Origin of the sequence: Desulfosporosinus sp. OT, from assembly GCF_000224515.1 — a bacterium.
GTDB lineage: Bacteria > Bacillota > Desulfitobacteriia > Desulfitobacteriales > Desulfitobacteriaceae > Desulfosporosinus.
Genome location: NZ_AGAF01000248.1, coordinates 25,778 through 38,941, shown reverse-complemented (window position 1 = coordinate 38,941; position 13,164 = coordinate 25,778). Strand labels below are relative to the sequence as shown.

General features: G+C 43.4%; 14 protein-coding genes and 1 riboswitch. Of the genes, 12 read left to right on the top strand and 2 right to left on the bottom strand.

The window, feature by feature from the left end; translation table 11 throughout:
- The first annotated feature begins 22 nt into the window (after positions 1-22).
- The 12 genes from DOT_RS23890 to DOT_RS23835 all read left to right on the top strand — a co-directional run bounded on the left by DOT_RS23890 (position 23) and on the right by DOT_RS23835 (position 10,637).
- Positions 23-442, top strand: coding sequence for an SLOG family protein (locus DOT_RS23890; protein ID WP_009624139.1), 420 nt, complete (start codon positions 23-25; stop codon positions 440-442).
- A gap of 209 nt (positions 443-651) precedes the next feature.
- Positions 652-1,470: a C39 family peptidase gene (locus tag DOT_RS23885; protein WP_040413389.1), complete on the top strand. Its 819-nt coding sequence runs from the start codon at positions 652-654 to the stop codon at positions 1,468-1,470.
- Positions 1,471-1,514: 44 nt separating this feature from the next.
- Positions 1,515-1,664 carry a hypothetical protein gene (locus DOT_RS30810; RefSeq protein WP_009624135.1) on the top strand — a complete coding sequence of 50 codons (150 nt, stop codon included), beginning with the start codon at positions 1,515-1,517 and terminating at the stop codon, positions 1,662-1,664.
- Complete coding sequence (locus DOT_RS23880) at positions 1,642-2,658, top strand: hypothetical protein (RefSeq protein ID WP_040413388.1); 1,017 nt, start codon at positions 1,642-1,644, stop codon at positions 2,656-2,658. The genes DOT_RS30810 and DOT_RS23880 overlap by 23 nt, the downstream gene beginning before the upstream one ends.
- A gap of 564 nt (positions 2,659-3,222) precedes the next feature.
- A riboswitch (cobalamin riboswitch) is annotated at positions 3,223-3,415 on the top strand.
- A 187-nt stretch (positions 3,416-3,602) separates the two neighbouring features.
- Complete coding sequence (locus DOT_RS23870; protein WP_009624131.1) at positions 3,603-4,316, top strand: energy-coupling factor ABC transporter permease; 714 nt, start codon at positions 3,603-3,605, stop codon at positions 4,314-4,316.
- A complete protein-coding gene (locus DOT_RS23865; protein WP_009624130.1) occupies positions 4,317-4,625 on the top strand; it encodes a hypothetical protein in 309 nt (102 codons plus the stop codon). It begins immediately after the preceding gene.
- A gap of 144 nt (positions 4,626-4,769) precedes the next feature.
- A complete protein-coding gene (gene cbiQ, locus DOT_RS23860) occupies positions 4,770-5,534 on the top strand; it encodes a cobalt ECF transporter T component CbiQ (RefSeq protein ID WP_009624129.1) in 765 nt (254 codons plus the stop codon).
- A gap of 58 nt (positions 5,535-5,592) precedes the next feature.
- Positions 5,593-6,420 carry an ATP-binding cassette domain-containing protein gene (locus DOT_RS23855; RefSeq protein ID WP_009624128.1) on the top strand — a complete coding sequence of 276 codons (828 nt, stop codon included), beginning with the start codon at positions 5,593-5,595 and terminating at the stop codon, positions 6,418-6,420.
- Positions 6,421-6,759: 339 nt separating this feature from the next.
- A complete protein-coding gene (locus DOT_RS23850; protein ID WP_009624127.1) occupies positions 6,760-6,948 on the top strand; it encodes a hypothetical protein in 189 nt (62 codons plus the stop codon).
- Positions 6,949-6,963: 15 nt separating this feature from the next.
- Positions 6,964-8,871 carry a cation-translocating P-type ATPase gene (locus tag DOT_RS23845; protein WP_009624126.1) on the top strand — a complete coding sequence of 636 codons (1,908 nt, stop codon included), beginning with the start codon at positions 6,964-6,966 and terminating at the stop codon, positions 8,869-8,871.
- 21 nt (positions 8,872-8,892) lie between these two features.
- Positions 8,893-10,191 carry a M20/M25/M40 family metallo-hydrolase gene (locus DOT_RS23840; RefSeq protein WP_009624125.1) on the top strand — a complete coding sequence of 433 codons (1,299 nt, stop codon included), beginning with the start codon at positions 8,893-8,895 and terminating at the stop codon, positions 10,189-10,191.
- Positions 10,192-10,364: 173 nt separating this feature from the next.
- Positions 10,365-10,637, top strand: coding sequence for a metal-sensing transcriptional repressor (locus DOT_RS23835; RefSeq protein ID WP_040413387.1), 273 nt, complete (start codon positions 10,365-10,367; stop codon positions 10,635-10,637).
- Positions 10,638-10,861: 224 nt separating this feature from the next.
- Here DOT_RS23835 and DOT_RS23830 read toward each other — a convergent pair whose 3' ends face one another.
- The gene (locus DOT_RS23830; RefSeq protein WP_009624122.1) at positions 10,862-11,851 is read right to left on the bottom strand and encodes a TIGR03943 family protein; all 990 of its coding nucleotides are present in this window, start codon (positions 11,849-11,851) and stop codon (positions 10,862-10,864) included.
- A 48-nt stretch (positions 11,852-11,899) separates the two neighbouring features.
- Positions 11,900-12,871, bottom strand: a complete 972-nt coding sequence (locus DOT_RS23825; RefSeq protein WP_009624121.1) for a permease — start codon at positions 12,869-12,871, stop codon at positions 11,900-11,902.
- Positions 12,872-13,164 lie beyond the last annotated feature (293 nt).

The following is a 13,164-nucleotide window of genomic DNA, read 5'->3' as shown; positions in this document are numbered from 1 at the left end:
ATGAGAAAGGTGGTTGTATAAAATGACGTTGCTATTTAAAGAAGCCAATATAAGGCCTGCCTGCTGCTTTGCGGGACCCCGCCCTCAAAGCCTTCCCATTGGGTTTGACGAAGAAAACGCCGGTTGCCTGCGGTTGAAGCAGGTACTGAAGGAACAGGAGGTCTATTTGATTGAAGCTTTGGGAGTTACTCATTTCATCAGCGGTGTTGATTTAGGGGTCGGCCAGTTTGCCGCAGAGATTGTCCTTGACCTCAAAAGAGACTATCCCAAAATTACCCTGGAGTGCGTTATTCCCTGTGAGGATCAGGCGGCAAAATGGACGATAGCGCAGCGTGACAGGTACTTTTCTATTGTGGAACGATGCGATAAGGAAACCCTTTTGCAGCGTCATTATTCTAAGGATTGCATCAAAAAAAAAGGAATACATGGTCAAGCAAAGTAATTATGTGCTTGCGGTATGGAACGGCAAACCCGGCGGCGCGGGCAACATCCTTTCTTTTGCCCGCACCCTGGGAAAGACTGTGATTCTGATTGACCCCAATACCTTTGAAGTGCGAACTGATTCTAATAAAGACTAGCGACACAGCCCAATGAACCGTAAAGGCGCTCCTGCTGACAGGAGCGCCTTTTAAATGGAGGTGATAAGGTTTTATGGTAATTAATCTGGCAACGGTAAAGCTTCTTGCCCAGGTGGCCTTAAAGCTTGCATCCGATGAGGAAGCAAGAAAAAGGCTGCTGATTATTATTCTTACACCCTTGCTGTGTGTAGTTCTCATCCTGACGGCCTTCGTTTATATTCTTACCCACCCGCTGGAATTCTTGGGTGAGTTTTTCGATAGCCGAGCCATTACCGAGGTAGAGCGGCTGCAAAACGACTACGGGATGTACCAGTATCTTGCAGCAACGGGTTATGAAAGCGGAGTAACATCCTATGAGGGTGTGACCTTCACCGATGGCGCCACGCCGGTGGTGTACTACAACCAGAGAGACGAACGGTTCAGAGACAAGTCTTACGGGACAGACAACATCGGTGGGTATGGCTGCGGTCCCTCCGCAATGGCTATGGTAATATCCAGCCTGTCGGATAAAACGGTTGACCCGGTGGAAATGGCAGAATGGTCTTATGATAACGGATATTGGGCTCCCGGCGGCGGTTCCTATCATTCCCTTATTCCAGGCGCAGCGAAGGCCTTTGGCTTGCAGGTGGAAGGCTGCTCGGCAAAAGAACCGCAAAAAATCGTTGATGCACTGTCCTCCGGTAAGCTGGTGGTCGCACTGATGGGAAAGGGGCATTTTACGTCCAGCGGGCATTTTATCGTACTCAGGGGCGTGACCGCTGGGGGAAAAATCTTGGTGGCGGACCCGGCCAGCAAAAAACGAAGCGAACAGGCGTGGGATTTATCCATCATACTGAACGAGGCTCATAAAAGCGCCGAAGCGGGCGGCCCATTCTGGATTATATCACAATAAAAAGCCCTTTATTTTGAGTGAGCATTATATAGCGGAGGTAGAACATGAATAACCGCAAAAAATTGATTGAACTGTTTATCTATGTGCTGATTGTGGTGATCGGGATTATCCTGCTTTTTACCACCAATCTCAAAAAGCAGGATAACAAGCCCTATGACGGAGGTGTGAGCGTTGCTGCTGTATCTTTCGAGTAATGGAAAAAGCGGACTGACCGACTTTATGGAAGGGCAGGAGCTTGTAATAAAGAAGCTCATCGGCAGGTTTTCCCTGAAGCTTTTTGCCGCAAAGGACATCAGGAATTATATAGGCTGCAAGTATTTCCTTGTGGATGTTTCCTGTATAGAGGAACAGCTTGACGATTTCATCGTTGCCCTCCAATCCATGCAGATGATGCTCAATGTGAGAATCATCCCCATCCTGTCGGATAAAGCAAATGCAGACGCCTATATCGGCAGGCTGGTGGATATCGGCGTAACGGATATTGTGACCGCCGACAGTATGGACGGTATTAGGGATGAGCTTGCCGATTGTCTCTCGGAGGACGGTATGCAAAGGTATAAGCGGCCACCGGAAAGCTTTAAGCAGGATACTGCCTTTGAAGAAGCCCCGAGTCCGAAAGAGATAGTCAAATACAAGTGGAACAGCCGAAATGTGAAGATTGCCATTGCCGGCACACAGAGGCGGAGCGGCGTTACCGTCACCGCCTTTAATCTGGCGGCCTGGCTCATTGCGCGGGGGGCTTCCGCCTGCTATGTGGAGACTAACACCAACCGGCATTTGAACTGGATCGTAAATATCTATGATGCGGAGAAAGACGGAGAAGCCTATCCTGTCGGCGGTGTTGACTGCTATTTTACAAATGAGCTGGATAAAGACTACAACTTTATCATCTACGACTGCGGGGAAATCAAAGAACCACCCACGATATTCAGGGAGGCGGACATCCGTCTGCTCTGCGGAAGCATCCTGCCCCATGAGGCAAAAGACTATCTGCAAGTATTAAATGCTTGCAAGGATATGGACATTCATAAATTGGGTTTGTGTGTGCCGAAGCCTTTACAGGAATTTTGCAGGGAATCGTTAAACAAGGATATTATGATAGCAGAATCCTCCCATGACCTGTTTGAAAACAATATTAACGGATATATCTATATGCCGATGGTAAAGAGGTTCATTATAAATATATAAGTTTGGTTGAGAATTAGTTGTAGCTTTTGCTATGTTCGGAATTAGACTAACTTTCGCTCTGCGAAAGTTGAGTTAATATGAAAAAGGAGAAAAGTGCATGTTAATTATTAACAGTCCTCTTTTACCCACCCTCGGTAATTCAAGGTGGGGGATTATTTTACGGTTACGCAAAATCTATAGCTGAGAGAGATGCTGCTTTGAAAGTTGAAGCAAAAGGATGAATTCCCGAGCCGATTGTACGTGATACTATTCCTGGTGCTGCTGATTATATTGATGCTAATGAAATAAAGTGGATGTTAAGGGATAGTATTCAAAGTTCGCACCAATAGGGTAGAATCTTCAAGATGCAATTTCGATAATCGAAGAAAGTCATATTAAGGGGGAGATGTGAAAGTTGACACTACAAAAATGTATCCACAACATGTGTTTTCTATCTTATATGAAACTCAACATAAGTTAGTTATGTATGGTGCGGTTGTGGATGTGTTAGGAGTTCTTCTGTTTATCATTAGACGTTATTTTGGTACTATACAAACTTCTTGGTTCGTGTTAGTATCTAAAGTAATTGAATATCAAGGGATGAGTGATTCTTTCCTGAGAGGAAAGAATTGAAAAGGGAAGTCAGTTAAGCTGACGCGGTGCCCGCCACTGTAAAAGGGAGTCTACTTACAAAATGTCACTGGGGATCTATTCCCGGGAAGACGTGAGTTGATGAAGATCTTTAGCCAGGAGACCTGCTTATTCTGAAGTCAAAACTACCTACGGGAATGTTAGGGGGTGTATTAGCTGTGTCTTCAGGACTACTATTGTTGTCAGATACCAGTTAAACCTTTTACCATTATATGTGGTAAAGGGTTTTTATTTTTTAATGGCATTTTTTGATTTAATTCTTTAATACGTTGGGGTTGTCTCCTCATTTTTAGGATAGGAGTGGAAGAGAAAACATGCATATTGCTGAAGGAATGCTACCTGCTACTTATGCTATTGGGTACAGTGTAGTCGCCAGCGGTTTCGTCGCAGCTGGTATTAAAAGTTTGTCAAATAAAAGTAAAGAGATTCCCATGATTAAACAACTAACAGGGGTAATGACTGCCGCAATTTTTTTGGTATCGTTATTGCCAATTCCGGTTCCTATCACTGGGACTTGCTCGCATCCCGGTGGCACCCCCTTAGGTGCTATTTTGTTAGGACCATGGATAACAGCGTTGATAAGTATGGTTGCTCTTCTTTTTCAGGCTCTCTTTTTTGCCCATGGAGGCTTGACTACTCTAGGTGCCAACACTTTGACCATGGGGGTGTTTGGAGGACTTTTTGGCTGGATTCTTTTTTGGGGAATGCGCAGGCTTAAAATGAATCTATTTTGGGCAGGATTCGTGGCCGGAACAATAGGGGATATTACGATTTATTTAGGGACCTCTACCCAATTGGCTTTGGCTATTCATGGAAGTCACCCCATAGGGGAAGTATTCTGGTTTATCTTTGGCGCTTTTCTGCCTACGCAAGCACCTTTGGCTGTCATTGAGGGCTTATTCACCGGATTTGTCCTTAAATACATCGCCGAGCACCGACCAGATATATTAGTTATGCTGAGGGTGCTCCCTAAATCCGCCTTAGAAGTAGGGCAAGAATTACATGCTACGGCAGAGGGGGTAAACTAAATGCGACGGTCCTTAGGAAAGTGGATTATTCTTTTCCTTTTTCTCTCAATTCTTGTTTTCCTTGGCACTAGTGATTTAACTATGCCCGGGCAAGATGAACATGTGAATGGAATTGCAGATAAATATGCTCAGGAAGTTGGTGCCGGGGAACGAGAGCCTTACATTAATACTGACAGAGGGGATCTTCTTTTGTTTGTATTTGCTCTGGGGGGAGCAACAGCCGGTTTTATTATAGGCTATAATTGGCGGGATATTTTCGGGAAACCGTCTGCTCCGTCGAAATATCAGATAGTCAAAAGTAGTCATTAGGTGCTAATGTGAATTAATAGAATTTATTTCCTTATAGATGGTGCCGAGTCACTTTTGGAGGGCTTATAGACCTTTATGCTGTAGATTCGGCACCACAACTTGCGTACTGTTTTGCGGAGTAAAAGTAAATTTGGGAGATGAACTATGAATACTCACGAACTTATGATGCCAATGCCTAAAACAGCACTGAATAATATAGATGGACGTGTAAAACTGGCATTGACTCTTAGCGGTCTGATTACTGCAGTAGCGGCCAAGACTTGGGAATTGCCGCTTTTTTTCGGAGTTGCTAGTCTCTTTTTCCTTGTCTTGGCAGGTATGCCTGTTAACTTAGTCTTGAGGCGATTGCGACCGGTACTTTACGTCGCTACTCTAATTGGTTTGACCCAGATATTCTTCTACGGTCATACCCTATGGTTTCAATGGAATATTGGTTTTATTCATTTGTCCGGATATTATGAGGGATTGGAACACGGCTTTTTGTTAGCTTCCCGGGTTTTCGGGGGGATGAGTGTCATGCTTCTATTAACAATGTCCACATCCGTACAAGAATGGGTAAATGCTTTGGCTTGGTTTAAGATCCCATTAACGGTCATTGAGATAATGACATTAGCTTATTCCTCTTTGTTTGTGCTCCTTGAAGAACTTGATCGATTGCAAAAGGCGCAACGCATGCGTTTGGGCTATGGTTCGTGGTGGCAGATTGTCCGGGCAACAGGAACTGTCGGAGGAATTTTGTTTATGCGGGTTTTCGACAAGAGCTACCGTCTGTGGCAAGCGATGCTTTGCCGGGGTTATAACGGAAAAATCCAAGTCTGTTATGAACGAAAGTTAACCAGGAAGGATATCCTAGTTGCCGTATTTGGGTTAGTGTTGATTACTGTTAGTTGGACGCTCATTCTGAGCTGATAAGTGAGGCTTTCAATGTTTTGGCCTGTTATACTAATTGTGGATAAGGAGAGATAGTGTGATAATTTTAGAAGCCCGTGCTTTGACTTTTGCTTATCCGGGGAGAGAAAATGTTTTGCGTGAAATAGATTTTACTGTGGAGGAAGGGGCATTTCTTGCCTTGTTAGGGGCAAACGGCTGCGGTAAAACTACTCTTTTTCAACATTTTAACGGTCTGCTCAAACCGAGTGCAGGAACAGTGCTGCTGCGTGGAAAGTCTCTAAACGAATGGGGCAATGAGGAGATTTTTCGTCGGGTGGGACTTGTCTTTCAAGATCCAAATGATCAACTTTTTGCCGCAACTGTTTATGATGATGTTTCCTATGGGCCTACCAATTTGCGTCTGGGACCGGTTAAAATTACGCTGCGAGTGCAACAGGCCCTTAAAAATGTAGGAATGTGGGAATACCGCAAGCGCAGTTTGCATGAATTGAGCTACGGACAAAAAAAGAGGGTCGCAATTGCTGGAATATTGGCGATGCAACCCGAAATAATGATACTTGACGAACCGACCGCGGGTCTGGATCCTAGGACCGCCGCAGCTTTAATGAAGCTTCTCAAGTCTTTGCAAAAAGAGCAAGGGTTAACGATTATTTTGGCTACGCATGACGTGGATATTGTACCTATTTTTTGTGATAGGGTTTATGTCATGCAAAATGGCGCCATTATACGGGAAGGAACACCTTCCCAAGTTTTTGCAGATCCCGAAAAAATCCGGCAAGCTTTTCTCCGTTTGCCGCGGGTTGCCCACTTGATAGAGCTCCTCAAGCGCGATGGGGTGCTGAATATTGATAACCTTCCGCTAACGATTGGTGAGGCAAAGCATTGTCTTGAAGATTTAAGATGAATTGATAGTGGTGCTTTTTAAGAACACGATAAATGCTAAGCCAATGAGGTGCACTTTTGACATTTATGTGCAGTCCAAAGGGTACCAGTAAGGAGGAGATGATGAAATTAATTCCAATCTTACAGTTACAGTTATAGTTGCGGTTGCTTTATTTGGTGCAAGTGATTTATAAATTTCTTTTAGGTGAGATTGACACGATTCCAATGGCATACTATACTATATCTGGGTAGTGAAATGGATCTGTTTTTATTAGATTTTTTCAAGGTAAAAAAATGATTTATTTTTTTGCCCAAAATAACCCCCCCGGGGGGATAATGGAACTTTGAGGAGGTTTTACCTATGCATGAAGGACATCATGGAATTTTAAATGAGACAAAAAAGAAGAACCAGGGACACAATGACCACAAAAGCGATCATAATCACAGTCAAAGCTCAAAAAAAGACAATACCACTGCCATTAAAATTTTTGCCGGCATTATTGTGGCTATCGCTATCGTAGGGGTCTTGATCTGGAAAATGCAATCTTAAGAGAGGGGATCTGCTATGAAGGATCTTAGCCTACTTACGAAATACCGAAAGTTTTTATTCCCTGGGACTTTACTGTTCTTCATTATATTCGCTGCCGTTCCAGGCCAAGAAGAATGGATAGGGCTTGATTTGGCTGTTGTTCCGCTCATTCTTGGCGGAGGTTTTATCACTTGGTCAACGCTTGTGACAATGATCGAAACCCGGAAAATCACAGCAGGTTTGCTGATTGTATTCGCTCTCATCGGGACAACGTATGTCAGCGAATATTTGGCCGGAGCGATTGTCGCGTTTATGATGGTCGCTGGAGAATTTCTGGAAGATATCACGTTGGATCGTACACGCAACGCAGTTCGCGAGTTGGTTCAATTGTCCCCGGATGAGGCGTGGGTGAAGCGGAATGAGGAATATATCTCTATTCCGGTGGAAGAAGTGACAGTAGGAGATAGAGTCTTAGTCAAACCGGGTGAACGGATTCCAGTTGATGGGACTATTTTGTCAGGACAGGCCGTTATCGATGAGGCGTCGATTACTGGAGAATCTCTGCCTGTGGAAAAGACAGCCGGAGCAAAGGTTTTTGCCGGAACGATTAATCAGAGCGGGGCCCTTGAATTGCAGACCGAGAAAACTGGCAATCAGACCACACTGGGGAAAATTATTAAGGTCGTTTATGAAGCGCAAGAAAGTAAGGGCAGCACACAAAGAACTGCCGATCAATTTGCCAAATATTTTACCCCGGTTATTTTAGGAATCTGTGCTTTGGTCTGGGTATTTTCACAGGATTTGATGAGGGTGATGTCTGTTCTGGTTATTGCTTGCCCGTGTGCACTCGTCTTGGCAACACCTACAGCCGTTGTGGCAAGTATTGGAAATGCAGCAAAGCGCGGAGCGCTGATCAAAGGCGGCCTTACCCTTGAGACAGCGGGCAAAGTGACCACCATTTGTTTAGACAAAACGGGGACATTAACGGTGGGCCGCCCTCAGGTCGTAGAAATTCAACCGTTTGCCTCGTATACTCAGGAAGAGGTCCTTTCTACAGCAGCTCTTGCCGAAAAGCGCTCGGAACACCCACTGGCCAGCGCGGTTATGAATGAAGCGAAGCGGAGGAAGCTGTCCATTCCAGATCCACAGGAATTCAGCTCCGTTTTTGGACGCGGAGTTCATTGTGTGTATGAAGGGACAACGATTGAGGTCAGCAATCGGCGTAGGTTGGAACAACTACCCGATAGCGAAGTGGCTAGGACATTTTTGGATGCACAAGAGGAAAAGGGACGAACGGCGCTTCTGGTGCTGAAAAATGGAGAAGTCATCGGTGGCATCTCCATCGCTGATGCCCTTCGAGAGCAAGCGGTACAGGCGATTAAAGAAATGAGAAAATCCGGCATAAAGAGGATTATTATGCTCACTGGCGACAATGAAAAGACAGCCCGTTCGATCAGCCAGCAAGTCGGAATTACCGAATACAAGGCGAATTTATTTCCCGAGGAAAAGCTTGAATATATTAGATCCTTACAAAAAGAGGGAGAAGTCGTAGCGATGGTCGGCGATGGCATTAATGATGCTCCCGCACTCACTCTCTCAGATGTAGGGATAGCGATGGGGGCAGCTGGAACAGATGTAGCGATTGAATCGGCAGATATGGCCTTAATGGCGGATGATCTACGAATGGTTCCCTTTACACTCGGTTTAAGTCGCCAAGCCTTAAAAATTATTAAGCAGAACATCTGGGTATTTGCAGTGTGTGTAAATATTGCGGGGATTACCCTAGCCACATCTGGCTACCTTTCACCAATTGCAGCGGCTGTCGTTCATAACGTTGCTTCCCTCTTTGTGGTCTTGAACTCAGCACGGATGCTCACCTTTAAATTGAACTATTCCGAATCAGAAACATCTTTTTCCTCCAAGCAAGCACAATCTGCCGTATGAAAAGGAGATTACAGCACTTTTATGATAGCAGATATTGATTGGGAAGATACGAAGCAAGAAATGACGCATTATTTAAAGCAACTGATCCGAATTGATACCTCAGTCGGCCGTCATGGGGAAACCATGGCGGCTCATTACATTCAGGCTGTATTGAAATCCAATGAATTGTCGGCCACAGTGAGAGAGCCTATTCCAGGAAAAGGTTCTCTTATCTATCACAAACCTGGCGAGGTGTTGAATCAATCACTGCTTCTGCTCTCTCATCTTGATGTTGCTCCAGCCAAGGATCTGTCTGATTGGCGCCATCTCCCCTTTAGCGGGGATGACGCGGCTGGAGAGATTTGGGGCCGGGGCGCCATTGATTGTAAAGGTCTGGTGGTTGTTTGGTTGATGCTTGTCTTACTGATCCAGAGGAAGAAAATCCCTTTGAAGAGGGGACTTGTTTTCGCAGCGACTGCCGATGAGGAATCAGGAGGCAAATGGGGAGTGGAATGGCTCTTGAAACATACCGACGATTTCCAAGAATGTCGATATGCCTTAAACGAAGGAGGAGGCTTTTCATTTCGCCAAAAGACACGGGACTTGTATACCTGCCAATATGCTGAAAAAGGGCATTTGATATTAGATTATAGGATAAGGTCCGATAATTCATACGATCATCACTTTAAACCTCAACAGGGTCAAATCTATCCTAAGGATTCCAATCTTATAAATCCCATGCTGAAGGCTTTATTGCGGATTCATAACATTCCTACTGCTTTGGGCTCATTATTACCTTATGGCGGGAAAGTAGCCCTATTAAAGCGATTTTCCAACTTGCCTTTGGATTACAACACCCTACTTAATAATGTAATTGAGCTGGAACCTCTACTACCATTGGATGGTAGCTATTCCGTCATTCGTGTCCATATGTATGTGCTGCCCGGGGAATCAATATCCGAATTGCAACAAAGGATTTTTAAACAGCGTTTGATTTTACCTGAATTTGTGACAGATATGAAGGTGGTTTCCAGTGTTGAACCGAGTAGTTCCCCAATAGATACACCGCTGTATCGTAGCATTGTATCAACAATGAATAGACAGCAAGGTCGTACCACAGAACTATTGCCTTTTATTACCCCGGGGGTAACAGATAGCAGACACTTAAGAGCAAAGGGAATTATCTCCTATGGATTCTTCCCCACGCCTCCTGAGACGGATATTCGTCTGATTCACAGGGCAAATGAGCGTATATCGGCAGATGCTTTGGTATTTGCCTTGCAGCGATTATATAAAGTTGTAACACAATTTCTTTCTTCCGATCATTTCATCTTGCCCTAAGTGACCTGTCTTACCATGGTTATCGAGTACTTTTTTGGATAAATCGACGTTACTCATCTTTGAACAAATGACAGCTGGAAATTGAGCTTCCTAATCTTTAATTTGATATAATAAGTACAGAGGTATTTCCGAGATGACATACCATGTAATTATATTCGTTTGGAGGTTGGCAAATGGGGTCGCATCATAAACAGCATAAAAGTGTCATCAATCGATTGGCTCGTATAGAAGGTCATGTTCGCGCGATCAAAGAAATGGCAGGGCATGATCGAGATTGCGGAGATCTACTTATTCAAATTGCAGCCGCTCGTTCGGCGTTGGATAATGTCGGAAAATTAATTTTGAAAGATCATTTACGTGAATGTGTTGTAGAAGGAGTGGAATCAGGAAATAAGGAGAAGGTTCTAGCCGACTTGGAAGGAGCGCTAGATAAATTTATTCGTTAAATTTGTTAATAAGGGAAACAATTTGGAATAGGATTGTCCGGGAGGTGCGCCGTCCGTGGCGGACCTTTGGCTTTGCGGGAGCTATTGTCAGCCCATCCTTTATCTCCTAAAACTTTGGTGATGATGTTTACCGGTGGGATAATGCTTATTGGAATCAAGCTAAGTGATTTTGATATAAATAATTATGAGGCCCTCCTCATTTTATTCCACATTTATACTTAGGATCATTGCATTGGGGGATCTAAATAAGGGTCTTTTGGAGTTGTTACTTTTTTGCAACTGGTAACGACCAAATAGGGGACTCCCTCATCCGTTTCGTGGAAATTATGTACCGATTTGATTTCATCTGCTCCACCAATAATACGCTTTTGCAATATCCCTTCAACTTCAACCCAATTATCAGCTTTGAGATTAGGAGCATCGGGGCTTTCAACAATAATTCCTATTGGAGTAGCATCGACGATACAACATGTAATCACAAAACGAGAGATTACAAATTGATTTTTTGCTAATTTAGGGTCTTTATAAACAAAACCCGTTAACTTCCAGTGTTGATTATATACCTGTTCGGAGTGGTCATCTATGTTAAGGTATAATTGCATCAGATCTGTTTCTTTCGCAATAGAATTAAGCGAATTGGGGGTTAAGGGTATTACCGAGTTTAGCTTGTTTTGAGAGCTAGACTTGTTTCGCATATCGGCTGATACACTTTTCGTACCATTGGCCACCGTTGAGCTACCTACATCTTTTTTAACAGAGGAAAGCCAACTCGGCCACTGCACTACACTAATAAACTTATCTGATCTAGGAATGCGCATAGCATAAAAAGGAACCGGTCCGGCTGTATTAATACTATTGGCAAGGGCTGTTGAAGCAAGAACACGGGGCTGCATGCCAAATCCGAGAATTAGCGGAATAACAAAAATTGCTATTTGCAGTAGTTCATTAGTTTTATGAGAATGATTATGATGACCTGAATCACAAGCATGGTCGTGGCCACAACAGTTATGAGCTACACTATGATTGTGATGAATCGGTACCAGCTTAGCTATTGCAATGATGACAAGAAGTATTGCCGAGAATTTAGATAACCAAATTACCTTTGAGCTAATGTACAGTACAATCGTTCCGTTCTGGATTAAATGAACGACCATTAAAGAAAAGCAGATCAAAATTAAGCCTTGAACTAAAGCAAAACTCTTTTGAATTTTCATAATGACCTCCTATACAACTACCTTGTTATGGGCTAAAAGACTACTGGATTAAAACAGATGTTTCCATAGACCAAAATCAATACTTAAACTTAACACATAGGTCAAACCTATTGAGGTAGCCGCAAGGAACAAAAATAGAGATAGTCGAAAATTCTTAGTAAATAAAATAATATTACGTAAATCTATGATCTGACCTATAACTAGAAAGGCCATCACAGAACCTAATGGAAACTGATTTGCTAGAACTCTAGCCACAAATGCATCTGCATCTGAACAAAGTGACATAGCTATAGCTAATACCATCATGGCTCCTGCAGCCATAAAAGGATTACTGGTTGCCTGAAGCAAAATTCCCTTAGGGACCCAAATCTGTATAGCAGCAGCAAGGAATGCACTAATAATCAAGTACCGTCCCACATCAAAGAATTCGTCTCCAGCATGTATTAGCAATTGGTGTAGGGAAACCTTGGAGTTTTCATGTTCGTATTGGTGTTGGTGCCATTCAGCATTAGTAAAAGCCCTGCTACTGAACAAGGAACCTGCTAATAAAGCTGTAGTTGCTCCCACTATGATTGTATTAAAAACACGTAAGCTCACGATATGCCAATTCCATTGAAAGGCCATTGCTGTTGCTATAATTACGACAGGGTTAATAACCGGGGCAGTGAGCAAATAAGCCAAGGCAGTGTGCATTGAAACTCCTTTGCGAAATAAACCACGAGCAACCGGTAATACGCCACAGTCACATACTGGTATGAACAATCCTAAGAGTGAACCAGTTATCACTCCCCCCACTGCATTCTTGGGAGCAAATTTGGCAATCCAATCATCCTTTACTAGATAACGAATTAGGGAAGATGTAAAAACCCCTATGAGTATAAAGGGTAAAGCTTGTAATATGACACTTAACGCTAACGTGGCTACATTGGCAGTCTGCTCCAAAACATCGTTATTCGAGACTATTTTAGATCCCAGGATAATAAAAAATATGCTTCCCGCAAGCAGTGGGTAAAACTTCATATTCGAGACTGGTTTGGAAATGTAAATATAGATCACCTTCCAATATTACTATGGCTAATGATTTATATTATTGTTAATAAGTTCTTTATATACCATAAAAATCCATAAGCAGATGAGTTAATCATACACAGGATAGACTTTATTTCAAGGAGCAAAACTCGGCTTAGCTAAACGAACCACAGCGGATTTAGAAAAATTACTTGGTAGGAAACCAAATAACGATGTAACAATACGCTAGGGACTATGCATGTTGTTAGCAAGAGTAATAGGCGTTCAGTATTATTCCGCTGAAA